A 25,282-nucleotide genomic window follows, 5' to 3' on the forward strand; every position below is an offset into this window, starting at 1 on the left:
TTCAGGACGTGGACAACCCATCGTTAGAACCTTCTGAGGAAATTGATATTACTCTTAATCCAGCAGAGGTCCCTCCCACATTTGAGGATTTAACTTTATATCCCTTTTCGGACCAGAAAATAGTTCGTGGTACCTATGAGTATGAGTCTTCGCCTCGATTCGGTAGCCCTGAAAAGGCAGAAGGAGAATTCCAGATTAGATCTGGGTCTGGCTTAATCATTTTACAGACAGATAGCGATCGTCCTCGTCCAGAGAAGATTCTTAAAGCATTAGAAAACAGTATAAATAGTGGATTTGAAATAAAGAGCGATTTTGTTCCTAATCAGCGGAAGGCTTGGGACTTCGTAGAGAAATCTGATAAGGTATTAAGTTTGAAATTGTTTACTCCTTCTGGTTCTGTCAAGAGAGCTAATGAGATAGATTCTGATTGGGATGAACTGAAGAATCAGAGCCCTATCAAGAATGCATATCTCGAATTTGAGAATGCTGATGGAGAACCAATCCAAGTTGAATATCTGAATGATAGATTGATAATTGACTCAGAAGTGCAAAGTGATAGAGATTATATAATTCAGATCTTCGAGTCAACAGTAGTCTCTAATTCATAGATGAATGGTGACTCTAAATGGGATAGATATCTCCCCCAAAAAGCCATTATTTTTCTCAAGGCATATACAAGCACACTCCTGTTCAAGATCAGTCCTCTAATTTCCACTATATTCTGGATATCTTCTGCTATAGTGAACAAATTCTCAAAAGCAATACCCCATGCAGGAATGGCGTATTTAAGTCTTGTCACTTTAGCTCTTGGAAGTATAATTCTCCCCAGCTTATGGTTCTACCAGCAAAACCGCCCCTTCCATATCTTCCTAACATGGACCCCTGCAGAACCAGAAGCGGTTGATCGACGTCTGAAACATAAAGAGTTAGTTCGAATCAGGGATGCAGAAAATGGAGGTGCGAATCCCTGCGCCATAATACACGTATATGTTGATAAGAAGGTGGGGGAATATGAATTGAAAATTGATGCGAAGGGTCCTCTCAAAGCAAAACCAAGCTTTGCTCCTGCAGAATCTAAACACGAAGACGGAAATAAAATAGTGTGTCAGAATGTAGAAACTCATGATTTCTATTTCCCACTTGAAATAGAGGAGGTAACGGGACATGAGGGGGGAGAACTAAACAGATATGTGCATATCACTGACGAAAGGAGAAATGGCAGAAGGCTGTTAGAACTTGAAATTCTATAGTTGAGTATATTTGGCTCTGTTGAAACCCTCAATCGCTGATAGTTTGGCGTGATCGTGCTGAATACAGAGGATAAGTTCAGCACGATAACTTTGTTTGGTACATATCAAAATTACTGAATATTATTCACACTACACGTGCGCATATACCGGTAATTTCTTAAAAGCAATCTGCAAACTCAATTACATGACTACTATAATTGTGCCAAAAGAAAACCGGCCCAGTCTTACAAAGTACGTCATTCTCACCATAGTTGGGATACTTTTCGTCAGCATATTCATCATATCGATGACGTATAAATACGAACAATTAGCGCTTGGTGGCTATTTTATTACAGGAATTATTAATATCACTATCATTTTCAAAATGATGGAATCCCTTCTCAAAGAATGGTTTGAAGCTGCGGAGCTCATCGAGGAGTGAACCAGTAGATACGAAGTGTGGCCCTGACTGAGCAACCACCACCTTCGCAAATCGGGCCAGATCTCGTGCAACATTTGCGCCCTGTATTCAGCACGACAATCCTGTCACGTTCTGAGGGTTTCAACAGAGCCGTATATTTATATCATATCCAATCAACCTTTCTACGCTCCCGTTGCTGAGCTTCTGGACTAAAACTGCCTCGATAGTGTTCAAGGAAGGTCTCAAGGTCATTCCATCCACCCCAGTCGCACACCATGAGTGGATCGACATCGGCGGAGGCGAGCGCGGTCGCCCAAGTCCGTCGGAGATCATGGAAGCCGAGATGGTCCCACCCAGCGTCTCCTGTTTCATCGTACAATTGGTCAGAAGCGGATCGAACCCACCGCCGAAGTGACCGAGTGCTTGAGATCTCGACGAGCGGCGAGCTGGCCGATGCCTCGCGCACATCGTCGACCGTCCGGATGGTCGTCGCGAGATCGCGCGGAACGGGGGTCTCGCGGAACTTGTCTCCTTTCCCATGCCAGACGCGGAGCATCGTCCCGGCGTTGGTGTCAACGATGTCTTCCGGAGCGACGTCGAGAACTTCGTGAGAGCGGAGTCCGCAGCGCGCACCGAGTGCGAATGCAATTCGTTGCTGGGTTCCATCGGCAACCTCGAGCAACTGTTCTACTTCGTCCTGACTGAGCCAGACCTTCATGTCGTCGCGGTTCTCGTGCTGTTGGAGATTCATGGTGTCCGGTATGCCTGCATCTCGGACAAATATCGCCAGCAATCTAGGTTTTTCGGTGGTTCTCAAGGGGGTGATCGGGCCGATTCTGTCCGACTCTACCGCAATTCTCGGACAAGCCAGATGATTTTCTCATCAGATATCTTAGGACGGAATCAGAGTTCCACCGATTGCTATACTTGTTCCAAGAACAGCGATTGCTAATCCAGTGTTACGACATGACCTTTCAATTGACAAGGTTAGCAGTTCTACCAGCGTACGCTGAGCTGGCTTACCTCCGAGAAACTGTTCTCTACTCCCATCAGAGTATTCTGCTTCAATGTGTGCCGCAACATTCTCTACTTTTGTTGGTAGACGATCTGGGGGGTCATTGATATCATGATCATCTACATAATCAACAAGTTCTTTACAGACACGTCGGTGTCCAATAGTAAATCTATGGCCCGAATCTCTATTTTTCACCCTTTTTCTGATACGGAAAAGGTCACGAGTGAAAGGTGTATTTCTATAAAAATGCCTCCGAATTTGACGGTCTAGATCTGGAACAACACGGATGAATGTTCCTATACCTGTTAAAGTGATCCCAATGGCAGATATGATCTGACCTATCATATATTACTGATGAGTCGAGACAGCAGTTAATATCTCTCATGTCTTTGTATTCATCCGAGACTGTTCGTATTCTCGGACACCCCTATGGTGTGCCACGAGAAGGTTGTAACCGAGACTCCACATTCCTCCCCCTAGATTCATTATATCTGACTGTTCCTGTATAGATGAATGGGTGAGTGTGATTTCCGGGATTGCTCTGGGGATGGTAGTATAGCAAACTCTTGCTCTTACTGCGGGTTTAGCTACTGCTCCAATCATCGACTCCCAGAGAAACATAACTGTCCAGCATTATCAGATTTGAATACGCTTGGACCAGATTTTAGAGAAGAAATTAATCTCTCGGAATCAGTACCAAATAAGCAGTCTGTAAGTGAGACAACCGAGAAGACAGAGTGTAATCGCTGTTCAAACTACACTACGTCTGAGCGCGAATTCTGCCTCGAATGCCGACGGAAAGAACAGACGATCTCCTCAAGGAGCCCAGACGTGAGTGTGGACGGGTCGGTTGAATCGAAGAACGATAGCGAAAAAGAAGATACAGACTCAAGTAACTCGGAAAGCATCCTATCTAAACTTAAATCGATCTTAGGACGCTGAACAGTACATAGACCAAATCTGCCGCCGAGAACAATTAAGTCAGATATTACTCTACCTTTCCGACGTTCTCCTCAGGGTTTCGGGCTTTTTGGCCATGCAGGAATATCACCCTTCATTGCTCGGTGAGCCTGTTGCTTCAATATCTCTCGGGAATTCATACCAACGAACTCCTGAACTTCCTCTCGAAGATCTGCCACAATGAGGCCATATAATCGTGTGCTGAGTAGCCGTATGACAGAAAGAAAGATCAGACAGATATGGGTGGAGGGCGAGAGTAGACTCTTATTCCAGAAAAATTGCGCAGCAATCCGATGCCAATCCTGATCGTTATCCCGTATATCCCCTGGCTTTTCAGACAACTCTTGATTGAACCTTCTGATTAGATCTGAGTTCGTCTTTATTTGATGCACCACTATCTTATATGCGATAATGAAAGTAGTGCCTCCTATGAAAAATAGACTCCCAACAATCTCGGCTATCGCGAAAAACATCGTGTTCTTCATCTGGAGGACACCAATCGCAGAGAATCCTCCGCCGAATAGGATAGTCCCAGCAGCTATGTAATAGAACAGTATCTTAATTCTCGATTCCCATCCTTCAAAAATAGAGGCCAGATTCGATAACTGGTTGTTCTGATCAAAATTTTCAGCCTCGATCTGGGCATCTTGAGCTAAATCGGACAACTGTGAATTTTCCATCTGAAGTCCCTTAACGACTACACTGCTTTTTGATCCTTCGTAGTACCAACTCAGGAAATCCTGTTTGACTGAATCGTGGATAAGCGGGAAATAGCCGAAGTCAAAGAGCATCTCCGAGAAACTCTTCATCAGTATACTATTGGGTTTGCTAATACTTAGATATTGATTGGAACTCAAAGTAGACCCGAGATTGGATATCAGACATCCACATTACCAGGATAGGCAATAATGCCGGTAGGATACTTTTCTCGGAGCAGATCAGCGGTAATCTTTTCAGCTCGCTCTGTGCGTTCTAGTGTCCTCGAAACCCAAATTTGACTCTACAGAACGTGAAAGACTGATACAGTTTACTGTAGTCAATTACCGCCGATCGCCGGCCCGTTCTGGCGATCGGCGGTAAATAGTTACAGCAATCCGTATGAGTCGTTCGTTTATATATCAGCCCAGATCCTGCTTGAAGTGTCCTCGAGGACGGGATTCGCGGACACAGTACTCGCGGTAACTTCGCTGTTACTTCTACCAACTTCAGGAGGGTTGGTTGAATTTTACTGATAAAAGACATATGTCAGCCAGAGAATCACCGGGATATCGTTCGGTCAAAAAAAACTTCCACCACCATTGCAGTGAAAATCACATCGGTCAAACATTCGACTGACTTTTAAATTGTGTGCGTCTCGAAAGGATATGGAATCAGTGAGTATCTCCCTTCGTCCTGAAACCTTGGAAGCGCTTACTTCAGAAGCCGAGATTCAAGACTTCGATAGTCGATCGGAATACATTAGACATATTCTCCAGAGTCGACATCAGATTGAATCGATCGACCAAACGAAAGTCCAAGTTGTCGAGGAAGTTGCTGAACAACTCAAAGAATCTCACCATGGAAAAATTTCGGAAATTGAAGATCGACTAAGTGAATATGAACTACAACTCAACGATATCCACAATATATCTAAAAAGGCTAGAGAGCACCACGAATTCATCGAACAAACAGAGGACAAAATTAGCGAATTAGCATCACAGGTAGCTTCAAACGAAGAGAAATTAGAAGAACACAGGCGTAGGTCGCATGAGCGTGACAGGGAGAGACGAAACAACGAAGAAGAAATTCGACAGTTGAAGAGACGCATAGAGGGACTCCAATCCGAACTTCGAGATCTCCGTGAAGATTAATTCGGTTTGACGACATGGCCATCTGCTGAATAGACCTTCTGTACTTACCGTTGTCCTCGAAGACGGGGTTCTCGGACACGGTATTCATAAAAAGTTCGCGCACAAACCATGATCAAATCAGATAAGAACAGCACTTGTTCCATCCAAACCATCTCTCTTGAGAAGCTTTCTTCAAATTAAGGAATTCAGGACTTTCATTCATTACTATTTTCTTCGGTTCCTGCTGGAAGTAAGTTTCCTGTATTTACCAGTGACCCAAAAAGTCGTCCATGTTCCATCTTCAAACCCTCCCTCTTACTAGTATTTCACCGAAAGCCTTACCATCTAACCGATGGATAGTTGCCTCAGGAAGCGTTAGCTTGTGATACATGTATGACATCACTTTCTGTTGAAGAAGATCAAGCCCTTGCTCGGGACGCCGTTAGAGGACTTGAAGCAGCTATGGACGAGGAGAGCCTCACTACGGGCGAATTATTCACCGACCCAGAACCCTATGGAAGAGTCCGGTTAAACAAGCTCATTCATATGGCACTGGCTTGGGGCTATGATGAATCAGACAGGATCCCAATTCAGCATAGCTGGCATCGATATGGAGCAGATTATGGAAATGCGATTCCCCAAGTCTCGGAACTTCAGCCTACGGAGTTCTGTAATCTTCCTTCCCCTGACCAGCCAAGCATCTCTTCGCAGCACGGTAATCGATATCCGTCCAAAGAAGAATATTATCACTTCTTTATTAACAAAGTTGATCTTAACCGAATAGCTGGCCTCTCTATCCATGCTTTCTTAAAAGAATTCTATGAAGAATACGCTCCTCCGAAGTACCGCAGTCTCTATCTCGCCAATGTGGATCTTCAGCGCATACTGCATAATCACTCTAAGTCGATTAATGTTGACCAATTTGGTGAAGAAGAGTATCAAGATATAACACGCACAGTAACTCACCTCCATACTGAATTAGTGTCGTGTTCTGATGAGGAGATACCTCAAATCGCTTCGAGAGTCGTTGAATTCACAGATCTTCTTGAAGACACCTATATGATGCTGGCCTCACGTTCTGCTGAAGATGTCCCGAGTAGCCCAGAGTTGGTCATTCGAGAAATTAGCCGAGTATACCATGATACGGCATGGAAGTATGTCTCTGAGATCATCTCCAAATCAACGGCACAGGGAACCAATAGTTCGGAACTAGTCACAGCTGCCAGCGGTGAGATTGAAAAACTGGATTCCAGGCACAGAGGTGTGCCAGAACAGTTAATGTCCCTTATTGCAGATGCCGACCTTCTTCCCTCGCCTGAAGATTTCGATATCACTTCAGATCCCGACTCGGAATCCGGTGAACAGTTCGTTGACCTTTCTGAAGAATACGCGAGTTTGAGCTAGGTTATATATTCATGAGTGCCTCAGAGCCTAACCGGAAGAGAGTTTGTGTTGACACCAGTGTTCTACTAAACTATATCCAAGTTCCATTTGAGACGGACCAGGATAGTAGTGAATTTTTAGAGTCGGAAGACCTCACTAAGACAGTGGGATCTGTTGTTCGTCAGGAATTAGAGGACCGACGGTTGGTAAGAAAGCAAGCATATCTTGACCTTCTTTGTGTTGCGGAGAGTTTAGACCTTGATTCGGGTGATATGACTGTCCCTATCTACGAATTTGAACCTCGGGATGTTGATCTGCCTGATGATGTGGACGTGACTGATCATGACTATAATCATATTGAGGAACTACAATGGGAGCTAGTCGGGGCAGATGATCAAGAAGAACTTGATAATCGACTCTCCAATCTTCGTAAGAAGATTCGATATATGAAATCCCGGAAGAGAAAGGCCGACACGCACACACAGAGGTTCAATAAAGAATTCAGTGATAAGCTTGCGGACGCCATTGATGATGAAATTGATAACCGGAAGGACGCAGCAGTTCTTGCACAAACTGTTGCTTGGAAATATGACAATCGAGATCTCGACCCTGTGCCAGAAATTATCGTTACACTAGACAAATATGACATGATCGAGAAAGAATATGAAATTAACGAGGCGATTAAAGACACGTACTCCATCGGTAGTATGATTACTATCGAAAGCCCAGAATCATTCCTTGAAGCACTGACTTAAGGACGATTTCAGAAATCATAATTGACTGTTCTATTGAGAGGTTGACTTGCTGTTGATTGAAATTCCGTCTACTACTTCTATAGCCCGTGTAGTCTCCGATGTTCACGGACGAAGATGGAATGAGGACGATGCTGTGGGTTTTGAGGTAGATGAAGCGAACAACCATCATAGCTGATAAGGTCTTTATATGTCTCACTGCCAGATTCATTACGTACAATAACCTCGAGATCGTCGCTAATCGAAATCCAACCAGTATCGAAGGTCCAGTGATGGAACTTACAAAGTGCGAGTCCGTTTCGGACATCGTCACTGCCATCCTCACTCTTCGGATAGATGTGAGCTGCCTCAACCTCGGGATTGCCAGCGGGTGATTTCCGTTGTGCTCCGCAGACAGCGCACGTCTCATCGTACGCATCTAAAACTGCACGTCGAAATGCCGAAGAACGGACGCGGCGTTCTGTCTCCGTGTATTCTGTCGTAGATTCAGTCAGTTCCGGTGGATCCTGTTCTGCAAGGAGGTTCTCGATTTCTTCGCTGATCTCCTCCGGTGCTTTCCCTATCTCGTTCTTAGCATGCTGTCGAAGGGCTTCGGTGAGGCTGCCGTACTTATTCACCAGCCGTCCTTTTCGATCTTCAGTGAGGCGAGTAAAGCTCTGAGGATAGAACGTCTTCCAACCGATATCGTCGTGTAGAGCCTCTGAATGGATGTCGACGCGTTTGACATCAGTGAGATAGAAGATATACGGCCATCCTTCGTCCAAATCCTCGACACGCCGTCCTTCATCGTATGACGTCCACAGTTTCTCAGCGAGTGTATCGTTCTCTTGCTTCGACAGAATCGTTGCAGCGTGAGTGTAGCTCTTCCTCTTCGTATAGAATAGGGCCCGATCGCCAGGTTCCATCTTTTCCCAGTGTGACTGATTGCCACTCACAACCCCCCAGACAGAGACCTTATCTAAATCGAGATCTGGGATTTCAGTGTATTCAGATGGGTCAACACCATCCAAGATCGTCTCCTGAAAATGCCGATACGTACCTGTCTTCTGCTCTCTGCTACAGGGAGCGAGGAAGATATTGTCGATATCAGTCATACTTAACAGTCTACTTCTCTCATGATAATTATCTCTCGATATCGAGAGACCTCTTGGAGATAACAGTTTGCCCTGGTAACGAAAAAGAGGATCTTACGCGGTGGAATTCACACTTTCTGCCTCTGCGTCTGGGAAGTCGTTTGGATCGATCAACGATACCTCCCATGTAGCATCGTCTGTCTGAGTTATTCGCACGGGGTGGCTCTTCACGTTACCATCCTCGCCAACACAACCGAGTGCCCGAAGCTCGCTCTTCGGAAGCACGACACCGCCCGACGTTCTACCAACTTGAACCAACTGATGGATGGGCATAGCGCTCATTTCGTGAGTGGTTCTGAATCTGTTTAAACATTAGTCTCACCAGTACAAGACTATGATATTCCCGACCGCTATCACTCGTTCACGAGTCCCATCTGAGCATGGGTGCAGACAACCCACCACCGACGGATGAAAAGGACATCAACGACGTCTACCACGACCGGAATCTCCTCGCGATCGCCTTCGCGAGGGCGATGAGACTTACCTGGGGACCGGAGACCGCAGGCTGGTACCGACATGATGGCTGGCCAGTTGTCTGGGTCGACACTCCAGCAGGCCAGAAGTCGTGGCACGTCACCCCCGACCTCGAGGACGTCCTCGAGCGCTCACCACTTGACAATAGTGAGCCGATCGGCGGCTACGACGGTCACTCGAGGACGCTGAAGAACTGCCGACTCGCCCGCTACATTACTCGATCCTACTGATGACAGGCTACTTCTGCCCCGTCGAGGGGTGCGACAAACACACCGACGAATGGGACGACGACCAACCGCCCTTTGCCTCGAGGGAGGCGGTCAGGAGCCACATCAACGCGAAAAGTGGCGATGACCACCAGCGAGCAAGGGACGAAGGGGTCTGGAAGGAGGCCCCGAGCAGCAGCAAAGGCACAGACGGCGACGGGGTCGAAAGCAGCGACGACCAGCAGCCGGAAGCAGCCGAAAGCAGCACCGAGCAGCCAGACGAGCAGGCAGCAAGCAGCAACGAAGGGGGTGAAAGCAGCCCCTCGAGCAGCGACACGATCGACGAGAGCAACAACGACCAGGGAGGCGAGCAAGTGAAACCTGCAGACAGCACCGACCCGTGGGAGACAGACGAGCAGGCAAACGACCAGCAAAAAGGGGCCACTAAAGGGGGCCAAAGCAATGGCTCTCCCACCTCAAGCAGCCCCTCGAGTGGTGGTCTGAATCTCCGGGCGACTGCGATCCTCATCGGGGCAGCGGTTGCCCTCTCCGTACTGATCCTCTTATGGCGCCGCCGTCGGTCGAAGACGATCGATGTCGATTCAGCCGACCCGGTGCCTGACGAGGAGGAGTCGACCGGCAACGGTATCGATCGCGAGGCCGGGGGTGGTCTCGTTGACTGACGACCACAGCCAGGACAGTCCCGATCCCGAAGACACCCTCGAGGAAGAGGCGTACGCAGAGATCGACCCCGAGATCGCCGAACAGGTAGCAGCAGCCGACACCGAGGAAGATACCGACGGCGAAAATGTCGACGTTGACGACCCAGCGGACAAACCAGACGAGACCAGCGAAAGCACCAGCACTGGCGATCGAAAGACAGTTGGTCACGTCTACTGCCGGGCACTCGGGGCTGGCGCTGCCATCAGCCAGGATCGGATGGGCTCGGGTGTCGACGACCGCTCGGCGGTGATCGACGAGTACGCCGACCTTGCGAAGGAACTCGACCTCGACGAGTACATGGATCAGTGGTACCGGGAGAACCTAAGCGGCAGCTCGGAACTCGGTCCTGGTCAGGGGCTCGTCGCGATGACCTCGTTGTTTGCAGTGATGGTGCTCGTCGAAGACACGGAGATGCTCGACGGTGCGATCGACTCGATTGGGGGAGCCACCGCGGAGGTGGATGCATGAATCTCCGCGATCTCGCGACCGGCGGCGACCCACGGAAAGCCCTCGCAACGAAGTTCTTCCAGAGCAAGCAGGCCGAAGCGTTCCTCTCGATCGTCGCCCACCGTGAGCGGAGAATCATGGAAGCTGTCGCTGACCTCCAGGAGGCGGTTGACGCCGATATCGAACAACTTGAGGGACTCCCGTCGGTTGACGACCGCGTTGAGCAGATCCGTTCGATGGCCCTCGCGATGATCGATGAGTCGCTCCCCTCGTGGTATGTCCAAGAGGCGATGGACCTCGAGAACGCCGAGGAAGCCGCCCAGTATGCTGACCTCACGGCCGAAGAGTGGGAGACGACCAAAGAGACGTGGGCTGACCGCTACCGTGAGCAAGGCATCGAAGGCAGTGTCGACGAACTGGCGACAGCTCACATCCGGGCTCGCTTCGACGTCGACGACCTCGAGACATTCCGCCAGGCGGTCATCGAGTGGCCTGACGATCGACAGCGCGCCGTCCTCGAAGAAGCCCTCGCCGGTGGTCTCGAGATGGCCGAACAGGGGATCCGTGACGTAACCGATGCGGTCGACTCGGAGGACCGATGAACCTCGCGTTCGGGGCTCGCACGAACTGGGGGAAGAGCTACGGCCTGCAGGCGTACACCGAGCGAAATGCGCCGGAGTACGATCGGACGGTGCTCGTCGACTACAAGGACGAGTACACTGGACTGGTTGAATCGGGCCTGCTACAGCGGCTTCCGCTCCGACCAGGCACTGAAAACCTGTCTCGCGCTCAGTGGCGGCAAATCTTCGAAGACAACGGTAGCTTGCAACTTGCCCGCGACGGGATGACTGACGACGCCTGGCGTGAGGCGATCGCGACCGCGATCGCGGCGCTGTCCCAACTCGAGGAACGGACGTTCTTGGGTTTGGACGAAGCTCACCGTCTCGCACCGCAACGCGACGGCTATCCCGACGAGTTCGACACGCTGGCAACGACATGGCACGGCGATGGAATGGGCGTCGCGTGGGTCACACAGCGGTTCGCAAAACTCGACGAGGACATCTGCTCGCAGTCCCAGGCGTCGATGCTCGGCGGCTTCGGCAGTGGGAACGACCTCGACAAGGTCCGCGGGATCGTCGAATATCCAGCTGACGTCCACAAGGCTGACGCCGAAACGTGTCCCCGAACACTCCCCGACGAGCTTCTTGTCGACGGTGAGCCACTCACTCTTCGGCGCTACACCGACGACGGTGACAACACGATCGGTTCTGAGTGGATCTACTCCGACGATACTACCCTCAGACGCATTGATTCACGCGAATGGACGCTCGAGAGCACGCACTACGGCAGTGACCGCGTCCGGATCAAACACCCCTTCGACTAACACACGATGCGCATCGATGTCTCACTCCGCGGGAGCAAGGCCGATCAGTTCGAACGGATTCAACAGCACCTCGAGGATCGTCGTGGCCACGACCTGACCCGGGCAGATGTCGCTGCGCATCTCATGGCCGAGTTCGAACAGTGCCTCGAGGACGACCGGCGTTCGCGATCGCGACGGTAACAAGAGACCGCGTCGGTCCGACGCAATCTGTGTTTTCTCGAGTCTCGTAACGTCGCTTCTAACGCGCTCTTATATCCAAATTCGGCCGGTAGGCCGGATCGCATGGCAATGCAATTTGATGAGGCCACTGCGGTCCTCACTGACAGTGATGTGTGGATGGATGTCGGCATGGTCGCGGGTGGTTACCTCGCACCGTACCTCGTCGACACGGCAACTGGCACAATGCTCCCGTCGGAAGTCTTCGGGCTCGGCGGAATGGCGCTGGGTGAAATGGTCGTCAGCAACCGAGCATTCACTCTCGGATCGGGGGCTTTCGTCGTTCGAGAGGCTGCTGAGCGCTTCAACGCCCAGGGCATGATCAACGAGGTGCTGGCGTAAATGAGCCTCTCGCTGTACGCCGCGCTCGGCGGCTCGAGCAAGTACATTTCGACGGAGATGAACATTCCCGACCAACTCACCCCAGTCCTTTCGATCAATCCGAAGGACGGTGTGGGAGTTCTCATCCGCAACGCGGTCGAGATGGGTAACAAGGCTGGTGTCCCGATCTACGGGAAATTCCGCGATGCAGACGGTAACCCGCTCCCGGCGGACACTCGCGTCGCGATCGGCTACCAAGCACCGACTGACGAGAGCATCCAGGTCGTCTCTGACCCCAAGAGCACGATCGCGAGCTACATCAAGAACAGCGTCTCTGACCAGCAGGACGACCGCAAGGTCGATGCGGTCAAACACCAGCTCAAGGGCAGCAAGCTCGAGGTGCGAGACATCGACGAAGCGTACATCCTCGTTGATTCGTCCGCGCAGATCGATCACACCCAGAGCGAGATCTACTTCGAGGAAGCCGCACTCGCGGAGGTGGATCTCGAGTAATGGCGATTCAGAACCAGCTCAAGAACGCGAACTGGATTCCTGGTAGCGTCACGCTTCGTGAGTTCACGACTCAGGAAAGCACTCCTGACGAAGCGAGTGTCGTCGCCGAAATTCAGGTTGGGCGGCCGCTGCAGCTCCGAGACGACCCGGACAGCGAATTACGGCTTGCGCTCCCGGCGTACGAACACTTCACGACCGATGGCACGGCCGACGAAACTGAGACGTTCGAACTCGGCAACAACCTCGTCAAGAGCCCAACGACCGAAGATCTCCTGGTCTGGGAGGACGGTGCAGTCGTTCAGCCTGATAGCGTCGACTACGACAGCAACGCCTTCGACTACACTTCGAGCGGGACGGAGACGGACCTCGACGTCTTCTATATCGCCCGCAATCCTGCAAGCGTCGAGATTCGGAAGACGGCTCCCGGTGCGGGCGGCAAGGTCAACCAGACGCTCAAGGAGGCACAGACGGCAATTCTGCACACTCGCGACCAAGCCCAGCAGGAGGTTCGGTTCGGCTTCGAGCGGACGCCGCTGCAGCCGTACCTGCCGCGCAAGTTCCGACTGCAGGTGGTCGTCGACGCGCCGTACACCGTCGCGTTCGAGGCTCCCGAGCGAGCGAACGGAACGCCTCGAGCCCGCAATGCCCTGCTGTCACTGCCACGCTACCAGACTGAATCCCGAATCGAGGGACTGGGAACGGCAGTCAAGCAGGACATGATCGGAGTTCGAGGGTGATTCTCCGTGCAGGGTGGTCTCTCCGACGGTATCGGCCCGGGCGAGGTGGCGGCCACCACGACAACTACGACCTCGAGCCCGGCAGACAATGCTCAGCAGCCCCCAGCGAGTCCGACAGAGCGGCTCGTCTACGGGACGGCGTGGACGCAGGACGACATCATGATCGCCCTGCTCACGTTGCAGGTGGTGCTGCTGATCTTCGTCACGATTCGAGCATGATCGGACACACGAATGGGCTCGCCGGCACGATCGTCGCGACGAGCCTCATGGATAGTACCGGAACGGAGGTGAATTGAATCGATGCCAGGACCTGCAGCCGCTCTCGCGGCCGGTGAGGCGGCCGATAAAGCTGGTGACGTCGCAGAGCCTGCGGCCGAAGCCGTCGGCAAGGTTTCCGACAACATGACTGAAGCGGCGACGGAGAGCGATGGCTTCAACATCGCGATGGTGATTGCGGCTCTCGTTCTCGCGTACGTCGTCTACGAGTTTACTGGTCTCTTCGACGGAGCCGGTGAGGCGGCAGACGGAATCGGTGATGCGATCGGTGACGTCTGGGGCGGCTCAACTGACGCGGCCGCTGGAACCGGCGGTGCAGTCGGCGATATCTGGGACGGCTCGACCGATGCAGCTGCTGGGGCCGGCAACGCAGTGGGTGACGTCTGGGACGGTTCGACCGACGCGGCCGGCGGTATCGGCGGTGCAGTTGGCGGTGTGTGGAGCGGCACAACCGATGCAATCGGCGATGTCTGGGGCGGTTCGACAGACGCAGCCGGCGGCATCGGCGGTGCGATCGGCGACGTCTGGGGCGGTGCAACCGATGCTGCAGACGGTGCTGGTGATCTCTTCGGCGATATCGTCGGAGGCGCGGCCGACACCGGTGGAGATGCTGTCGACGGAGCAGTTGACACTGGTGGTGACCTCTTCGGAGGGGTCATCGACACCGGTGGAGACGCCGTCGACAGTGCGACTGATACTGGTGGTGACATCGTCGACGGTGCGGCCGATACCGGCGGCGATGTGATCGACGGAGCAACCGATTTCGGCGGAGACGTCGTTGAAGGCGGTTCGAATCTTGTCGGAGGGCTGATCTAATATGGAGCCGACTGCTCTTCTGAATCAGTTCGGCTTCCCGACCGTCGCGTTCCTACTCATGTACCGACTCTACCGAGAGGAACGCGGCGAGCGGCGCGAAGAGCGGAGTAAGTGGCTCGAGGCGATCCAGCAGCACACGGCGACGCTGAAAGACCTCCGTCGAGACGTCCGGACGGTCGCGACCGACGGTGGCACCGAGCAGGAGGAGGATACGTGATGGTCGGTGGATCGACGATCGGGCCAAACAGCCAGGTCGAGCGCATCCTCTCGAAGTACGGCCTCGAGGCGACGTCGTGGCCCGACGATATTCTCGAGGATGACACCAATCGGCTGCTGCTCGCGTTACTCCTCGAGCAGCGAGGCGAGAACGCCCTCGAGGCGATCAATCCGGAATCGGATGACAGCCAGGAGGCGGCGTACTTCGTGACAGAGGAGCCGCTTCCGGTAACGACGACGGACGAAAACCGTCTGAAGTGGGAATTTCCGGCGACGTCGGTCACCATCTGGGGATTCGACGAGCCGATCTATGTCGCGTTCCGTTCAGAGGGCGACTATCGGAAAATCCCGCTGTCTCCTGCTGACTCTCCCTATCACGCCGGACCAGAAGGCGGTCTCGGAGCGTCAGCCGCCTGGATTCGAAAACAGAGTAGCGACACGGCAGACACGACTGTAAAAGTCAAAGCATACAAATAACAATGGCATTCGACGGCCCCTTCAACACGACTTACGGCGAAGCACTCGCACAGATTCGAGACAAAATCAGTAGTCTATCGAACTGGTCAATCAAAGACGAGTCATACAGTAACGACAGTACAGCCTTCACAGACAACGACTACGTGGTTTTCACCACGCCTGAAGGAACCGACGTGAAATTAGAGACAACCCATGAAGCCCACGTCTCCCTCCAACACGGCCCGAACTGGGACAGCGAAAACACGCAGTGGGGAGATCAATACTCAAACTCGTGGGAGGCCATGCCCCAAGATGGAGATAACTACTCCGACGGCAACCTGAGCGACCAGGTACGCTGGTGGCTCGAGTATGTGGACGGCAAGGGCTTCGCGTTCTACATGAGCCGAGAGGAGGGCGATGGCAAAGACAGAGGCATGGCGATGGGGTTCGCAGAACTCTCCCGACTTTGGGACTACTCCACCGCACAAGTCCGTGAATCGAAGTACACGGCTCTGGTTGTCGGATACCGGGAAAGTGAGTACGGCGACCAGACCGACGTGATCAACGGCACGTTCGAAGGCGGCGAGTCGAGCGGGACTCACCACGGCAAAGGTGAGGTGAACGCTGACGGGAACAACGACAACTATCCGATGGTCGAGACGACGCTACAGGCCAGTAGTAAGTACGAGGATGCTCTCATCGGCGAACACGATCTCTGGATCAAAGACCACTCAGGAGACCGCTCGGCTCATCTGGACACCGTGACGGACGGCGGTGCCGACCAGTACACGATCTTCAAGGAGGGACTCCCTACGCCGGTCGGGATCCGCATGGACTAACCAGCTATGGCCACCTTCGAGCAACGCACCACGACGACGATCGCGACCACGGCAAGCACCGGTACCGCCGCCCGAACAGCCTCACTCTCGAGCACGACTGCGACAAATGCTGGTCGACCCTCAGCAGTTCGATCGGGGAGTACTGTCGGACATCCGGCAACGGCGAACGCCGAGCGGCCCTCGGCAGTTCGATCCGGTGATCTCATGCACACGTCTGACGTGACCGTGGCCGATGCCAAGAAACCGAAATTCACTCGTTCAAGCGATGGAGCCGACGATCCGACGGTTAGTAATGCCGTGCTCGTGCCTGGCGACTTTCGAGGCGTGACGGTCGTCGTCGTTGACGAGAGCGGGGAGCGGCTGACTGATCTCGAGCAACTGTTAGTCCTCAACCCGTTTCCGTCATCGACGGAAATCAACGACGAGGGCGTCGGACAGCTCCCGATGCTGTCAACCACGTATACGGAGTTCCGGGGGCTCGCACCGCGAGATGACAATGTTGGCTATATGTGGTTTGAGGGAATCAAGAACGTCGTCGGTTCACAGGATGACGAGGCGGTGATCGTGCTGGATCCCACTGAAATTCAGGGGATGTACGCGGCAAACGGCGTCGACATGGGTGGGCCGCTCCGGTGAGGGTAGCCGCCCCATCACAGTAGATAGTAGCACGCTTTCTTCATTCAGAATTGTGCTTGGAACTGAATAGGCTGATGACTACGTATGCATACTGCATGCGCTCCGGTAGTAGTCTCTTCTCAGGCCTGATCAAGTAGTTCTTCAAGAACTTCCACGTGCCAAACCATATTCAAGTCTAAATTCGGATCGTATTCCTCAGTCCCATCGCGAGGGAGTGGTGCATATTCCGGTCCACTATGAATGCCAAGAAGATAAGCAGGTGTGCCGCTCATCATACTAATACCACTTTGAGTACGCTGAAGGGGAGACGGTTGTGTGAGAACTGGGCTTCCGCTCGTCCCTCCATGCATTTTAGCATCCATCAAAAATACTGGTAAATTCTTATAATCTACATGAGGCGGCGTAGCAATGAGACCATCTCTTATTACGGGAAAATATGTATCTGAATCATAGAGCCCTTTTGGATAGCCGATTGCCATTGCTGAATCTCCTCCAAGAATTTCAACATCACTGGGGACAAAATTCGATTTCGAATATGGTTTACTGTGAGTGACGCTCAGATCAACCCGAAGTGGGATTGCAATTACATCAACGTCTGAATTGGGGTGTTCTATCCATAGTGGATCCCCGTTTGAGTCGAAAAGATCAACCTTCTCTCTTGATACGTTTGTTGGGTTTAGCGGATCATATCGGATATATACGAACAATTCATCTGGATATTCTGGGTTAAGTTGATGCAAGTCATCTAATGAACTTATATCCTCATTATCAGTTATTTCTAACACATGACGGTTCGTGACAACGTAGTAATGGCCATTGTGTTCATAGAAAAAACCAGATGCGAAATCCGTTTCTCCACTATCTCTGTCGATCGTGAGCGAAAGAAGCGTTGATTGCGCAAAGAAACCTTGGATCGGTGGCATATTCGTCAGTTGGTTGCTGCCATAAAAAATATACTCATAACAGAGTGTTTCTCGGATATTAAGTGGAGGGATTACGTTAACAATGATTAGACGGAGTAGATGCAGACGCCGTCGATATAGGGCGTGCCAGAATTGGTGTGATCGGTATGTGTGTTGTACTATTCCAAAATTTTCGGACAACTCTCCAAATAAAGAAAACGAAGGACAAGTCGGTTATGCGACTGCTTTTTCTCCCGCTTCGACGAGATCTTCACTATCCGTGTAGCGCATCGGCGGGACAACAATCCACACGTTCTGATGTCCTGCCTCCACCGAGACGTAGCCCAGACTCTCGAGGGGCTTGATGATCTTACCGAGAACTGCGCTTTTGGGAGTGTTGTTGTCGTACAGCTTGTTTTTGGCAGTCTTGAGTTTGACTCGACGCTTGCTCTTGTGGGGAGCAGAGACTCGTTCGTGGAGCAGTCGGTAGGCCTCGGCGAGTCGTTCGTCGTCGGGAAGAACTGGCTGGGGTTCGTCGAGATCGCCTTTCGCCTCGACTTCCTTCTGGACCAGTTCGCGGAGCTTCTCGCTTCGGTTCTTGTCCTCGCGCTCGGCGATCTCGTCGAGCGTCTCGAGAAGTTCGTCGGGACAGCCGAACGAGACGCGACTCGAGGGGTTGTGATCCATCCGGGCCATCAGTGGGTCACCCGGATTTGCATATGGCGTGAATACGCAGACGGCGTCGAGGTTCGGAGTTCGTATGCAAGGGGGGTATGGTCCTGTGCGAAGGAGGCTATCGCGCGGGTGTGCGCGCGCGTCATGCCCGGCCCTCCATCTCCCGCTCGTGGTGTTGTGTCTGCTCGATCGCCGTGTCGTGTAGCTCACCCTCGAGTGCCTCGCCGGTCGCGTGGTGCATTTCGTGTTCGTCGTCAGGGCTGCCATCGGTCGCCTCGACGTCGATCAAGTCGAGGAAGTCGGCTTTCCGGAGCGTGCAGAGATGAGCGCATGGGCCGTCGTGATACTGCCAGCCCTTACAGTCACACCGACCAATGTACTCGTCGTCCTCGAGGCCAAGCGCACAGTAGTGGACGTCCTCGCCGTCTCTGAGCGTGACCTTGTAGCCGAAGCGGCCGAACGATTCGATCAGCGCCTGGCGAGGATCCGCTCGAGCCCAGGACTCAGTCTCGTCGTCACGTTGCTCGAGGAAGTCGACGGGTTCGCCGTCTGTGGGTTCTGGGAAGGCGCTCATGGACCGCGAAACACCTCCGTGACGGCGTGTGGGCCGTTTTCACAGACGCGACGGGGGAGGCCGCCGGCCGAGGTCTCGGTCACCATCCGGCCACCGCAGTGCGGGCAGTAGCGGGTCATGCTCTGACCCCTCCGCTGTACTGCGATTGACCATGGCCGAGGATTCCAGTTGCCCGCCCGGCGAGTCCACTCGAAATTTTCCGCCGTAATCAGGGTTCTACACCGCAAGGTACGGACCTTGAACCGGCCGGATTCGCCACTTTTGGGCTACGAACTACTCCCTCACAGAAAAGAGTTCAACAAAACCGAGCGAAGCCCGACGGCTGTTGGTAGATCTCCACTCAAACGAGATCGTATGCTCTCGTTTCTGTCGACATGCGGCTCCGATCGCCCGAGTAACGCCACGAAGATACCGAATCCACTCACTCCTCGTCTCGAGCCGCGGCTGCCCGTTCTCGAGCCTCCTCGATCTGCGACTCCAGTTTCTTCACGACGGTGTATTTGAACGCGTCGGGCATCTGGCCGTACTCGACGTCGACGGTGAGCATCGCATCGCAGTCGTCGACGATCTCGGGAGCCCACTTGCCGCGGGCGAGTTTCGACTCCTCCGTGACGATCGCCTCGCCGTCCTCGAGGTCGATAAAGGCAGTGACGGTGTTCCAGATGTTGGGGTCGCTCGTGGTCGCCTCGTCGAACAGCTCCTCGAGTCGCGACTCCTTGATCGGCTGCGCTGTGACTTCGTCGCGAAGATCCTCGAGAGCGTCGGCGAGCGCCTCGTACTCGGCTTCGGTCCCGTCCGAATCGTCGAGGATCATCGACGCCACCCCGCGTCGTCAGTGTTGGTACGCATCTGTACGGAACAGTAGTGACTGGATGCCTAAGACTCCCGCCTTTCGGCCGGCAACTGCGGTCGAGTGCCCGAGAAATGGGGACCGATGCTCGAGGGCGTGGCTCGTTGCGTCGACATCCAGCCCTGTCTCGAGATACTGCGTCCCTAGCGCAGGGAAAGCAGGGCCACACAGCCCAGCAAAGATACCATACGTGGACTATTCGGACGGGTACTCGAGCGTAGCGCCTCCCTAGTTAAGAGTCGGCAGGGAGAGGGGGTGGGTGTGACGAGACGTAAGCAGTCCTGTGGTGGGATGTGGGGTGCCCGTCGGGCCGAACGCGACACGCGACGCGCCACACGCGATCGAGAAGACGGGAAACCACTGATCGGTCGCTCGCCAGCAACACACTCGGTAGGGGAAGGGACGTGTGGATCCAGTTCCGACCCACGAGAGAGCCTCGAGCGCGAGTGTGCGACGGTTCGAGCCGATGGCACAGTCGATCGCTACGGGAGTACGACGCGGACAGAACGCACAGCGCGGTTCGATCACACGACTACCGACAGTTCACGATGAAACCGGATCACTCGAGACCGACTCGAACGATGGCTGTACAGCACCGACAGGATCGCTTGCTCGTCGACGTGATCGAGGCGTTGGCCGAGGCCGACCGGCTCGATCTCGACGAGGTCGAATACACCCTATACGACTATATCAACCCGGAAATTCTGATGCTGTTGGCCAACGACGCGGGCAACACGTGGGAGTTTACGTTCGCGGTCGCCAACCACGAGGTGACGATTACGAGCGACGGGCGACTGTTCGTCGACGGCGTGCTCTGTCGAACGGATCTGACGCTCCAGCAGCCATCACCGACGCGTGCCCGCAGTTACTGATCGGTGCGATTGACACCGAAATCGCACTCGAACGGTCGGTACTGCCCGTTCCAGCGTGAGATGTACGCGAGTCTAATCGGGCGGCGACAGCGATGCCAACGTGCTCGTTCAGCAAGCCGCTCGCCTCACAGCAGTAGCGACACGACCGCGAGGACGAGAAAGAGCACGACCAGCCACTTCGCGATTGCCATCGAGAACCCTGCGACGCCGGTTGCGCCGAACGCGCCGGCGACGAGTGCGATCACGAAAAACAGCAGCGCGAGTTCGAGCATGTCCCAACCAAGTGCCGTCTAGCGGAAATCGATTCGGCCTGCCTGTGCCGAACCGGCCGTCACACCGGGCAGTTGTGGTTCTCGTTCTCGGTCCATAACCCGTTGTGTCGTCGGACGGCCTCGAGTGGACGCCGACCGTGACGGGGCGGTCGCCGTGGGTTGAATCGTGGTGTTCCCCGAGTGTATCCCTGTCGACGGGCACAGCGGCCAATCGGAACACGAGAGCGGTCGAACAGGGTACCTGACCGACAGCGAATAGTATCCGACCCGCTACTCGTTTAGATGTGAGCGGTATCCTTTGGGCTCGAAGCCGCGCCGGCAGATCACTTGCTTGCGGCCGACGGTGATCGCACTGACCTGACCGTCGTCTTCCATCCGATCGATGACGTCGGCCAGGTGGTCGTCCGACCAGCCGGTTTCTTCGCGAACGGTCGCTCGGTCGACACGGCCCCCGCGTTTGACCAGTAGCCTGAGAATCTTGTCTTCGTCGGGCAGTTCCCGTTCGTCGACCCCGTACTCGATCTCCTCCGCATAACTCAGCGTTTCGTCGTCGGTATCGTCCTCTGCCGTGCTCGTGGATCCGTCATCAGCGGTCTCATCCGTCGAATCCGTCGACCAGAGAGACGACAGTCGGGCCCAGAGTGTGTTGAATACCATTGTTACTCACTTTCCATGGAACCTGTCGCTCGTCGAACGCGCATCTCCGATGTTATTGGCTTTGTTGAAACCGTTCAGGTCTGACACGTTAAACGCCCAAACGGCGCTGGTGGATTACGGCCAGTCGGTCGGGAGTTCTTCTTGGTGGTCGTCAATCAATGTGAGAAGCGGCTCAATTTCACCGAAGCGGGGCCCGCGGGTAATTGTCCCAGTCTGGGAGTCCCAGTTGATGAACCCCGCGTCCGCCAGAGCGGGCAAATGAGCGTGGTGGAGTTCAATTTTGAGCGTGTCGTGATTGCCCTCCCCTCCGGCGAATTCTTCGGCCTCGAATTCAGCCGCAGTCCGTGGATTGTGATCGACCAGTTCCAAGAGAATCCGTTGCCGGGAACCGTGGGTGAGCACATCGAAGACCTCGCTTAGTGATGTCTTGTCCGTCGAGGCCGGATCGTCGTTTGCCATGCAGGTTTCAGTCCGGAGCAACTACGAGTAAGGGTGTTCACTGACGAGTCAAGCCCTTTTATTTCCCGTGGGAGTTAATCACCACCACGCTCCGCAACTGCCGAGGAGAGCAACGTCGTTTCGAGAACTTTCTCGTTGGCACGCCGAATGCGGGCCGAGACCGCCTGTTTTGTAATACCGAGTTCGTCCGCTAACTCGTCGAGACTCACTTTGCTCGGCGTCGCAAAGTAGCCTCGCTGAACTGCGAGCACTAACGCTTCCCGTTGTTCGAACGAAAGATCGAACTGTCGTCGGTGATCGGTCTCCTCGGCGAACGTGTAGATACGGTCGATATGGATTCTGACCTCGTGATCAGCCAAGGTGTTTTGAAACAACGCCAACTTATCGTGATCCACAAACCGAACGCTGAACTCCCATCGCGTTCCCTGCTCGGAGCGTGCTTGGAGGATAGTCGCGTCTGAGGTAATGATCGCATCGAGGAGATCCTCTGTAGGATCTGTCCACGAGATTCGGTAGAATATTCCGTTTTTTATCTTATCGAGAGCCAGAATTTTCTTGACATACTGACTGTCGAGGAGTTGCGTTTCAAACGTTTCCACCACCTCGTCGAGGTCTTCTTCTGTGGTAGCCCACAGGAACGGGAGAGCAAGGTCTCCTGTTGGGACACACCGTTCAAGTTCAAAGGTGATACCCGGTACGCCCGAGAGGGTGTTACCGAGTTGAAACTGGTCTGCATCGACAGTGAATTCGGCGACGACACTCATAGTGTCGGTATGCGCCCAGCGGCATAGACCTCACCGGTGAACTCATCACTGGTTTGATTGCAGATGACCGCTGGGTCACTGTCTCGTAACGCTCTCTGTGAGCCGATTAGTTGGAGAGATCGATCTCAATATTGTAGACAACGCACCTGATGACGAGTTCACGGAACTGTTTCCACCAGTACCGTGACCGTACGAAGGCACCGTACTTCCGTTTGAGAGCGGAATTAACCGTTTCACTTTGACTGCGGTGCCCGTAGAGATCAGTGTCCATCCGCGCATTCCACGCGTAGTGGAGTGAGGTGAATTCCCGATGCTTGATGAGTGGACGTATCTCATATTCCCGTGCGAGCGATCGGATTGTCTGGTCGTCGTATCCCTTGTCTCCGAGCAGGATACGGATGCTGTTGCGATTGCGCCTGATGAGTGATGGAGCGATCTGTGAATCGTGTTTTCGGGTCGTTGTGACGTGAATATCAAGGATAGCGTTCGCTTTGGTATCGATCAAGAGTGTGACTTTCAACTGCTTGATAGTGAGTTTCGCTCGTTTCGTATAATGCTTGGATGCATAGCTTCGATCGAAGCCTGACGCGTCAATGCTGACAACACCATTGGTTGGGAGCAACGCGACCGAGAGATTGAGAAGCACACGCCACACAGCCATCTCAAGGCGATGGAACGCTTTACACAGTGTTGACGGCGATGGAATTTCAGCGAGACCAATTTCGTTTCTAATACGTGGCATCTCGATGAGTTCGTCAAGAAGTGTACGGTATGACGTGTTCTTGCGGATTTTCAGACAGAGCAGAACGATGTGTTGGTGGAGCGTGTAGCGTTGCTTCGAGAACTTGGAGGAGTATCGGGCCGTAGCTCGTTGAGCTAAGTGAAATGCCTTCTCTACGAATTGAAGCAACCTTGATTTTGGGAGAGTCTGCATTCGGTCAACCCACTACTCGAAGCTGTAACTCTCCGAGGATTTCAACAGGGCCATGTTATTGTATTTCATTCGATATCCCTGTCGCTGATTAGTTCGGTGTAGGTTTGCTAACGATTCCGCTGGCGAATAGCGGCGGCCTTGCGACCCGCAAGTCAGTTATCACGTCATCGAATCGACAGGCGAGCCGAGCACCCGTCGCGCTCACAGTCGATCACGCACCTGTCGCACGATTTCGTCGACGTCGTATGCTGCGTCGCTTTTTTCGAAGACGACCTCGTCGTCGACGCGAACGGCGAAGACACCGTTCTCGCCGGTCACGAGCGCTACTGCCTCGAGTCGGTCGCCGAATGTCGACAGGAGGGCGTGCTGGAGGGCCTCGGCACGCTCGAGGAACCCACACGGCACGCAGTACTCGATTTCAACGCTCGTCATACTCGAGGATTCACCATCCCGCTACAAATCAGTTCGGTCGTACGACGGTCGACTCGGAGCAACGATCACGGATATTCCTGATCGACAGGCGCTGACTCACGGGGATGGCCGATCGATCGTGTCAGGGTACGTCTCCGCGAGCGCGGTGAGTGCCTCGTGGTGGTTCGTCGAGTGGGGGGCTATCAGCGGGGAGACGCTGATGCGTCCTTCGACAACAGCCCGGCGATCTGTTCCCTTGGGATCAGGCAGCGTTTCGGGGTCCATTCGCTCCCAGACGCGATCTTTGAGGTGGACGCGGTTCCCGTCTCGTTCGGCATCCATCTCGTATCGCTTCGAGGGGTGCGTGACCTCGAAGGGTGCGGGGTCGCCCTCGGCAAGGGGGACGTTGACGTTGAGGTACGCGGCGTGATCGAAGACACCGGCCCCGAGGGCGTGCTCGACGAGATAGCTCGTCACGCGGGTCGCTTCGGCGTAATCGTCGACGTCGAGGTCGATTTCGCTGAGTGACGACCCCGAGGCAGGGACGTACATCGAGGTTGCGATGGCGGGGACGTCGAAGAAGGCGGCTTCGACGGCGGCGCTGATCGTTCCCGAGCGGCCGAGGACGTACTCGCCCAGATTCGCCCCCTTGTTACAGCCCGCAACGACGATGTCTGGGAACGGCCCGAGTTCGGCAAGCCCGGCGACGACGCAGTCGGCGGGTGTTCCGTGGACGGCGTACCCCAGCTCGTGGTCGCTGACGTCGACCTCGTGTGACAGTGCTCGCCCGCAGGCGCTGTGATCGTTTGCGGGAGCGACGACGGTCACGTTTCCGTGTTCGGAGAGCGCATCGTGGAGTGCCCGAATGCCGGTGCTGTCGATCCCGTCGTCGTTCGTCAGCAGGATCTCGAGGGGGTCGCTCATACCACT

Annotated in this window: 39 protein-coding genes; 23 read left to right on the forward strand and 16 right to left on the reverse strand. The window is 53.9% G+C overall.

Annotation, left to right across the window (positions count from 1 at the left end):
- The first annotated feature begins 8 nt into the window (after positions 1 to 8).
- The 3 genes from GCU68_RS12855 to GCU68_RS12865 all read left to right on the forward strand — a co-directional run bounded on the left by GCU68_RS12855 (position 9) and on the right by GCU68_RS12865 (position 1,671).
- Complete coding sequence (locus tag GCU68_RS12855) at positions 9 to 608, forward strand: hypothetical protein (protein WP_152942215.1); 600 nt, start codon at positions 9 to 11, stop codon at positions 606 to 608.
- On the forward strand, positions 609 to 1,250 hold the full coding sequence (locus tag GCU68_RS12860; RefSeq protein WP_152942217.1) for a hypothetical protein: 642 nt from the start codon (positions 609 to 611) through the stop codon (positions 1,248 to 1,250).
- 184 nt (positions 1,251 to 1,434) lie between these two features.
- A complete protein-coding gene (locus tag GCU68_RS12865; RefSeq protein WP_152942219.1) occupies positions 1,435 to 1,671 on the forward strand; it encodes a hypothetical protein in 237 nt (78 codons plus the stop codon).
- A 142-nt stretch (positions 1,672 to 1,813) separates the two neighbouring features.
- Here GCU68_RS12865 and GCU68_RS12870 read toward each other — a convergent pair whose 3' ends face one another.
- Positions 1,814 to 2,401, reverse strand: coding sequence for a tyrosine-type recombinase/integrase (locus GCU68_RS12870; protein WP_152942221.1), 588 nt, complete (start codon positions 2,399 to 2,401; stop codon positions 1,814 to 1,816).
- Positions 2,402 to 3,178: 777 nt separating this feature from the next.
- On the opposite strand from GCU68_RS12870, the gene GCU68_RS22130 reads away from it, so the two are divergent.
- Entirely contained in the window at positions 3,179 to 3,607 is a 429-nt protein-coding gene (locus tag GCU68_RS22130; RefSeq protein ID WP_152942223.1) for an AN1-type zinc finger domain-containing protein, read from the forward strand.
- A gap of 71 nt (positions 3,608 to 3,678) precedes the next feature.
- Here GCU68_RS22130 and GCU68_RS12880 read toward each other — a convergent pair whose 3' ends face one another.
- Positions 3,679 to 4,434, reverse strand: coding sequence for a hypothetical protein (locus GCU68_RS12880; RefSeq protein ID WP_152942225.1), 756 nt, complete (start codon positions 4,432 to 4,434; stop codon positions 3,679 to 3,681).
- Positions 4,435 to 4,998: 564 nt separating this feature from the next.
- Between GCU68_RS12880 and GCU68_RS12885 the strand changes: the two genes are divergently transcribed.
- The 3 genes from GCU68_RS12885 (at position 4,999) to GCU68_RS12895 (ending at position 7,592) form a co-directional block, all read left to right on the forward strand.
- Entirely contained in the window at positions 4,999 to 5,475 is a 477-nt protein-coding gene (locus tag GCU68_RS12885) for a coiled-coil domain-containing protein (RefSeq protein WP_152942227.1), read from the forward strand.
- Positions 5,476 to 5,847: 372 nt separating this feature from the next.
- Positions 5,848 to 6,858, forward strand: a complete 1,011-nt coding sequence (locus tag GCU68_RS12890; protein WP_152942229.1) for a hypothetical protein — start codon at positions 5,848 to 5,850, stop codon at positions 6,856 to 6,858.
- Positions 6,859 to 6,869: 11 nt separating this feature from the next.
- Entirely contained in the window at positions 6,870 to 7,592 is a 723-nt protein-coding gene (locus tag GCU68_RS12895) for a hypothetical protein (RefSeq protein ID WP_152942231.1), read from the forward strand.
- A gap of 77 nt (positions 7,593 to 7,669) precedes the next feature.
- Here GCU68_RS12895 and GCU68_RS12900 read toward each other — a convergent pair whose 3' ends face one another.
- The gene (locus tag GCU68_RS12900; protein ID WP_152942233.1) at positions 7,670 to 8,683 is read right to left on the reverse strand and encodes an HNH endonuclease; all 1,014 of its coding nucleotides are present in this window, start codon (positions 8,681 to 8,683) and stop codon (positions 7,670 to 7,672) included.
- Positions 8,684 to 9,102: 419 nt separating this feature from the next.
- Here GCU68_RS12900 and GCU68_RS12910 point away from each other — a divergent pair, with 419 nt between their 5' ends.
- From GCU68_RS12910 to GCU68_RS12930, 5 genes are read left to right on the forward strand one after another with little or no spacing between them, the layout of a single operon-like run.
- On the forward strand, positions 9,103 to 9,426 hold the full coding sequence (locus GCU68_RS12910; protein WP_152942237.1) for a hypothetical protein: 324 nt from the start codon (positions 9,103 to 9,105) through the stop codon (positions 9,424 to 9,426).
- Complete coding sequence (locus GCU68_RS12915) at positions 9,426 to 10,085, forward strand: hypothetical protein (RefSeq protein ID WP_152942239.1); 660 nt, start codon at positions 9,426 to 9,428, stop codon at positions 10,083 to 10,085. The genes GCU68_RS12910 and GCU68_RS12915 overlap by 1 nt, the downstream gene beginning before the upstream one ends.
- Positions 10,069 to 10,593 carry a hypothetical protein gene (locus GCU68_RS12920; RefSeq protein WP_152942241.1) on the forward strand — a complete coding sequence of 175 codons (525 nt, stop codon included), beginning with the start codon at positions 10,069 to 10,071 and terminating at the stop codon, positions 10,591 to 10,593. Before GCU68_RS12915 ends, GCU68_RS12920 begins: the two co-directional genes overlap by 17 nt.
- Positions 10,590 to 11,174, forward strand: a complete 585-nt coding sequence (locus GCU68_RS12925; RefSeq protein ID WP_152942243.1) for a hypothetical protein — start codon at positions 10,590 to 10,592, stop codon at positions 11,172 to 11,174. The genes GCU68_RS12920 and GCU68_RS12925 overlap by 4 nt, the downstream gene beginning before the upstream one ends.
- Complete coding sequence (locus tag GCU68_RS12930; RefSeq protein WP_152942245.1) at positions 11,171 to 11,956, forward strand: ATP-binding protein; 786 nt, start codon at positions 11,171 to 11,173, stop codon at positions 11,954 to 11,956. Before GCU68_RS12925 ends, GCU68_RS12930 begins: the two co-directional genes overlap by 4 nt.
- A 21-nt stretch (positions 11,957 to 11,977) precedes the next feature.
- Here the strand turns inward: GCU68_RS12930 and GCU68_RS12935 are convergent, their stop codons facing one another.
- Positions 11,978 to 12,139 (reverse strand): hypothetical protein, encoded by a 162-nt coding sequence (locus GCU68_RS12935; protein ID WP_152942246.1) that lies wholly within the window; start codon positions 12,137 to 12,139, stop codon positions 11,978 to 11,980.
- Positions 12,140 to 12,238: 99 nt separating this feature from the next.
- Between GCU68_RS12935 and GCU68_RS12940 the strand changes: the two genes are divergently transcribed.
- From GCU68_RS12940 to GCU68_RS12980, 9 genes are all read left to right on the forward strand, one after another.
- The gene (locus GCU68_RS12940) at positions 12,239 to 12,514 is read left to right on the forward strand and encodes a hypothetical protein (RefSeq protein ID WP_152942248.1); all 276 of its coding nucleotides are present in this window, start codon (positions 12,239 to 12,241) and stop codon (positions 12,512 to 12,514) included.
- Positions 12,515 to 13,006 carry a hypothetical protein gene (locus GCU68_RS12945; protein ID WP_152942250.1) on the forward strand — a complete coding sequence of 164 codons (492 nt, stop codon included), beginning with the start codon at positions 12,515 to 12,517 and terminating at the stop codon, positions 13,004 to 13,006.
- Positions 13,006 to 13,743: a hypothetical protein gene (locus GCU68_RS12950; RefSeq protein WP_152942252.1), complete on the forward strand. Its 738-nt coding sequence runs from the start codon at positions 13,006 to 13,008 to the stop codon at positions 13,741 to 13,743. Before GCU68_RS12945 ends, GCU68_RS12950 begins: the two co-directional genes overlap by 1 nt.
- 6 nt (positions 13,744 to 13,749) lie before the next feature.
- Positions 13,750 to 13,962, forward strand: a complete 213-nt coding sequence (locus tag GCU68_RS12955) for a hypothetical protein (protein ID WP_152942254.1) — start codon at positions 13,750 to 13,752, stop codon at positions 13,960 to 13,962.
- A gap of 81 nt (positions 13,963 to 14,043) precedes the next feature.
- A complete protein-coding gene (locus GCU68_RS12960) occupies positions 14,044 to 14,835 on the forward strand; it encodes a phage tail protein (RefSeq protein ID WP_152942256.1) in 792 nt (263 codons plus the stop codon).
- A gap of 1 nt (position 14,836) precedes the next feature.
- Positions 14,837 to 15,052, forward strand: coding sequence for a hypothetical protein (locus GCU68_RS12965; RefSeq protein ID WP_152942258.1), 216 nt, complete (start codon positions 14,837 to 14,839; stop codon positions 15,050 to 15,052).
- Positions 15,052 to 15,528 carry a hypothetical protein gene (locus tag GCU68_RS12970; protein ID WP_152942260.1) on the forward strand — a complete coding sequence of 159 codons (477 nt, stop codon included), beginning with the start codon at positions 15,052 to 15,054 and terminating at the stop codon, positions 15,526 to 15,528. The genes GCU68_RS12965 and GCU68_RS12970 overlap by 1 nt, the downstream gene beginning before the upstream one ends.
- A 2-nt stretch (positions 15,529 to 15,530) precedes the next feature.
- Complete coding sequence (locus GCU68_RS12975) at positions 15,531 to 16,346, forward strand: hypothetical protein (protein ID WP_152942262.1); 816 nt, start codon at positions 15,531 to 15,533, stop codon at positions 16,344 to 16,346.
- A gap of 204 nt (positions 16,347 to 16,550) precedes the next feature.
- Positions 16,551 to 16,982: a hypothetical protein gene (locus GCU68_RS12980; protein WP_227014860.1), complete on the forward strand. Its 432-nt coding sequence runs from the start codon at positions 16,551 to 16,553 to the stop codon at positions 16,980 to 16,982.
- A 119-nt stretch (positions 16,983 to 17,101) separates the two neighbouring features.
- Here the strand turns inward: GCU68_RS12980 and GCU68_RS12985 are convergent, their stop codons facing one another.
- The 5 genes from GCU68_RS12985 to GCU68_RS13000 form a co-directional block, all read right to left on the reverse strand.
- Positions 17,102 to 17,905: a S1 family peptidase gene (locus GCU68_RS12985; RefSeq protein WP_152942266.1), complete on the reverse strand. Its 804-nt coding sequence runs from the start codon at positions 17,903 to 17,905 to the stop codon at positions 17,102 to 17,104.
- 213 nt (positions 17,906 to 18,118) lie between these two features.
- On the reverse strand, positions 18,119 to 18,571 hold the full coding sequence (locus GCU68_RS12990; protein WP_152943718.1) for a ribbon-helix-helix domain-containing protein: 453 nt from the start codon (positions 18,569 to 18,571) through the stop codon (positions 18,119 to 18,121).
- A gap of 130 nt (positions 18,572 to 18,701) precedes the next feature.
- Positions 18,702 to 19,133 carry an SWIM zinc finger family protein gene (locus GCU68_RS12995; RefSeq protein WP_152942268.1) on the reverse strand — a complete coding sequence of 144 codons (432 nt, stop codon included), beginning with the start codon at positions 19,131 to 19,133 and terminating at the stop codon, positions 18,702 to 18,704.
- A complete protein-coding gene (locus tag GCU68_RS21965; protein ID WP_264373461.1) occupies positions 19,130 to 19,252 on the reverse strand; it encodes a hypothetical protein in 123 nt (40 codons plus the stop codon). Before GCU68_RS21965 ends, GCU68_RS12995 begins: the two co-directional genes overlap by 4 nt.
- A 302-nt stretch (positions 19,253 to 19,554) precedes the next feature.
- Positions 19,555 to 19,947 (reverse strand): hypothetical protein, encoded by a 393-nt coding sequence (locus tag GCU68_RS13000; protein WP_152942270.1) that lies wholly within the window; start codon positions 19,945 to 19,947, stop codon positions 19,555 to 19,557.
- A gap of 297 nt (positions 19,948 to 20,244) precedes the next feature.
- Here GCU68_RS13000 and GCU68_RS13005 point away from each other — a divergent pair, with 297 nt between their 5' ends.
- Positions 20,245 to 20,535 (forward strand): hypothetical protein, encoded by a 291-nt coding sequence (locus tag GCU68_RS13005; RefSeq protein WP_152942272.1) that lies wholly within the window; start codon positions 20,245 to 20,247, stop codon positions 20,533 to 20,535.
- Between the two features lie 29 nt (positions 20,536 to 20,564).
- Positions 20,565 to 20,855 (forward strand): HalOD1 output domain-containing protein, encoded by a 291-nt coding sequence (locus tag GCU68_RS13010; RefSeq protein WP_161991509.1) that lies wholly within the window; start codon positions 20,565 to 20,567, stop codon positions 20,853 to 20,855.
- 125 nt (positions 20,856 to 20,980) lie between these two features.
- Here the strand turns inward: GCU68_RS13010 and GCU68_RS13015 are convergent, their stop codons facing one another.
- From GCU68_RS13015 to surE, 7 genes are all read right to left on the reverse strand, one after another.
- Positions 20,981 to 21,127, reverse strand: a complete 147-nt coding sequence (locus GCU68_RS13015; RefSeq protein ID WP_152942274.1) for a DUF1328 domain-containing protein — start codon at positions 21,125 to 21,127, stop codon at positions 20,981 to 20,983.
- A 270-nt stretch (positions 21,128 to 21,397) separates the two neighbouring features.
- On the reverse strand, positions 21,398 to 21,784 hold the full coding sequence (locus GCU68_RS13020) for a helix-turn-helix transcriptional regulator (RefSeq protein ID WP_152942276.1): 387 nt from the start codon (positions 21,782 to 21,784) through the stop codon (positions 21,398 to 21,400).
- Between the two features lie 114 nt (positions 21,785 to 21,898).
- Complete coding sequence (locus GCU68_RS13025; protein WP_152942278.1) at positions 21,899 to 22,243, reverse strand: DUF7344 domain-containing protein; 345 nt, start codon at positions 22,241 to 22,243, stop codon at positions 21,899 to 21,901.
- Between the two features lie 74 nt (positions 22,244 to 22,317).
- Positions 22,318 to 23,007 (reverse strand): helix-turn-helix domain-containing protein, encoded by a 690-nt coding sequence (locus GCU68_RS13030; RefSeq protein WP_152942280.1) that lies wholly within the window; start codon positions 23,005 to 23,007, stop codon positions 22,318 to 22,320.
- A gap of 106 nt (positions 23,008 to 23,113) precedes the next feature.
- Positions 23,114 to 23,941 (reverse strand): IS5 family transposase, encoded by an 828-nt coding sequence (locus tag GCU68_RS13035; RefSeq protein ID WP_152942282.1) that lies wholly within the window; start codon positions 23,939 to 23,941, stop codon positions 23,114 to 23,116.
- A 201-nt stretch (positions 23,942 to 24,142) separates the two neighbouring features.
- A complete protein-coding gene (locus GCU68_RS13040; protein WP_152942284.1) occupies positions 24,143 to 24,373 on the reverse strand; it encodes a SelT/SelW/SelH family protein in 231 nt (76 codons plus the stop codon).
- A gap of 96 nt (positions 24,374 to 24,469) precedes the next feature.
- Positions 24,470 to 25,276 (reverse strand): 5'/3'-nucleotidase SurE, encoded by an 807-nt coding sequence (surE, locus tag GCU68_RS13045; RefSeq protein ID WP_152942286.1) that lies wholly within the window; start codon positions 25,274 to 25,276, stop codon positions 24,470 to 24,472.
- Positions 25,277 to 25,282 lie beyond the last annotated feature (6 nt).

Source organism: Natronorubrum aibiense, from assembly GCF_009392895.1.
In the GTDB taxonomy this organism is placed as follows: domain Archaea; phylum Halobacteriota; class Halobacteria; order Halobacteriales; family Natrialbaceae; genus Natronorubrum; species Natronorubrum aibiense.

Excerpts from the sequence above, each read along its gene's own strand:
- GCU68_RS13040 (WP_152942284.1), bottom strand. The coding sequence starts at position 24,373 with ATGACGAGCGTTGAAATCGAGTACTGCGTGCCGTGTGGGTTCCTCGAG.
- GCU68_RS12975 (WP_152942262.1), top strand. The coding sequence starts at position 15,531 with ATGGCATTCGACGGCCCCTTCAACACGACTTACGGCGAAGCACTCGCA.
- GCU68_RS12960 (WP_152942256.1), top strand. The coding sequence starts at position 14,044 with ATGCCAGGACCTGCAGCCGCTCTCGCGGCCGGTGAGGCGGCCGATAAA.
- GCU68_RS12940 (WP_152942248.1), top strand. The coding sequence starts at position 12,239 with ATGGCAATGCAATTTGATGAGGCCACTGCGGTCCTCACTGACAGTGAT.
- GCU68_RS13025 (WP_152942278.1), bottom strand. The coding sequence starts at position 22,243 with ATGGCAAACGACGATCCGGCCTCGACGGACAAGACATCACTAAGCGAG.
- GCU68_RS12860 (WP_152942217.1), top strand. The coding sequence starts at position 609 with ATGAATGGTGACTCTAAATGGGATAGATATCTCCCCCAAAAAGCCATT.
- GCU68_RS13035 (WP_152942282.1), bottom strand. The coding sequence starts at position 23,941 with ATGCAGACTCTCCCAAAATCAAGGTTGCTTCAATTCGTAGAGAAGGCA.
- GCU68_RS12915 (WP_152942239.1), top strand. The coding sequence starts at position 9,426 with ATGACAGGCTACTTCTGCCCCGTCGAGGGGTGCGACAAACACACCGAC.
- GCU68_RS12925 (WP_152942243.1), top strand. The coding sequence starts at position 10,590 with ATGAATCTCCGCGATCTCGCGACCGGCGGCGACCCACGGAAAGCCCTC.
- surE (WP_152942286.1), bottom strand. The coding sequence starts at position 25,276 with ATGAGCGACCCCCTCGAGATCCTGCTGACGAACGACGACGGGATCGAC.
- GCU68_RS12865 (WP_152942219.1), top strand. The coding sequence starts at position 1,435 with ATGACTACTATAATTGTGCCAAAAGAAAACCGGCCCAGTCTTACAAAG.
- GCU68_RS13030 (WP_152942280.1), bottom strand. The coding sequence starts at position 23,007 with ATGAGTGTCGTCGCCGAATTCACTGTCGATGCAGACCAGTTTCAACTC.
- GCU68_RS12895 (WP_152942231.1), top strand. The coding sequence starts at position 6,870 with ATGAGTGCCTCAGAGCCTAACCGGAAGAGAGTTTGTGTTGACACCAGT.
- GCU68_RS12880 (WP_152942225.1), bottom strand. The coding sequence starts at position 4,434 with ATGAAGAGTTTCTCGGAGATGCTCTTTGACTTCGGCTATTTCCCGCTT.
- GCU68_RS12910 (WP_152942237.1), top strand. The coding sequence starts at position 9,103 with ATGGGTGCAGACAACCCACCACCGACGGATGAAAAGGACATCAACGAC.
- GCU68_RS12995 (WP_152942268.1), bottom strand. The coding sequence starts at position 19,133 with ATGAGCGCCTTCCCAGAACCCACAGACGGCGAACCCGTCGACTTCCTC.
- GCU68_RS21965 (WP_264373461.1), bottom strand. The coding sequence starts at position 19,252 with ATGACCCGCTACTGCCCGCACTGCGGTGGCCGGATGGTGACCGAGACC.
- GCU68_RS12950 (WP_152942252.1), top strand. The coding sequence starts at position 13,006 with ATGGCGATTCAGAACCAGCTCAAGAACGCGAACTGGATTCCTGGTAGC.
- GCU68_RS13010 (WP_161991509.1), top strand. The coding sequence starts at position 20,565 with ATGGCTGTACAGCACCGACAGGATCGCTTGCTCGTCGACGTGATCGAG.
- GCU68_RS12945 (WP_152942250.1), top strand. The coding sequence starts at position 12,515 with ATGAGCCTCTCGCTGTACGCCGCGCTCGGCGGCTCGAGCAAGTACATT.
- GCU68_RS12980 (WP_227014860.1), top strand. The coding sequence starts at position 16,551 with ATGCACACGTCTGACGTGACCGTGGCCGATGCCAAGAAACCGAAATTC.
- GCU68_RS22130 (WP_152942223.1), top strand. The coding sequence starts at position 3,179 with ATGGGTGAGTGTGATTTCCGGGATTGCTCTGGGGATGGTAGTATAGCA.
- GCU68_RS12930 (WP_152942245.1), top strand. The coding sequence starts at position 11,171 with ATGAACCTCGCGTTCGGGGCTCGCACGAACTGGGGGAAGAGCTACGGC.
- GCU68_RS12985 (WP_152942266.1), bottom strand. The coding sequence starts at position 17,905 with ATGCCACCGATCCAAGGTTTCTTTGCGCAATCAACGCTTCTTTCGCTC.
- GCU68_RS13000 (WP_152942270.1), bottom strand. The coding sequence starts at position 19,947 with ATGATCCTCGACGATTCGGACGGGACCGAAGCCGAGTACGAGGCGCTC.
- GCU68_RS12890 (WP_152942229.1), top strand. The coding sequence starts at position 5,848 with ATGACATCACTTTCTGTTGAAGAAGATCAAGCCCTTGCTCGGGACGCC.
- GCU68_RS13020 (WP_152942276.1), bottom strand. The coding sequence starts at position 21,784 with ATGGTATTCAACACACTCTGGGCCCGACTGTCGTCTCTCTGGTCGACG.
- GCU68_RS13015 (WP_152942274.1), bottom strand. The coding sequence starts at position 21,127 with ATGCTCGAACTCGCGCTGCTGTTTTTCGTGATCGCACTCGTCGCCGGC.
- GCU68_RS12900 (WP_152942233.1), bottom strand. The coding sequence starts at position 8,683 with ATGACTGATATCGACAATATCTTCCTCGCTCCCTGTAGCAGAGAGCAG.
- GCU68_RS12870 (WP_152942221.1), bottom strand. The coding sequence starts at position 2,401 with ATGAATCTCCAACAGCACGAGAACCGCGACGACATGAAGGTCTGGCTC.
- GCU68_RS12990 (WP_152943718.1), bottom strand. The coding sequence starts at position 18,571 with ATGGATCACAACCCCTCGAGTCGCGTCTCGTTCGGCTGTCCCGACGAA.
- GCU68_RS12970 (WP_152942260.1), top strand. The coding sequence starts at position 15,052 with ATGGTCGGTGGATCGACGATCGGGCCAAACAGCCAGGTCGAGCGCATC.
- GCU68_RS12965 (WP_152942258.1), top strand. The coding sequence starts at position 14,837 with ATGGAGCCGACTGCTCTTCTGAATCAGTTCGGCTTCCCGACCGTCGCG.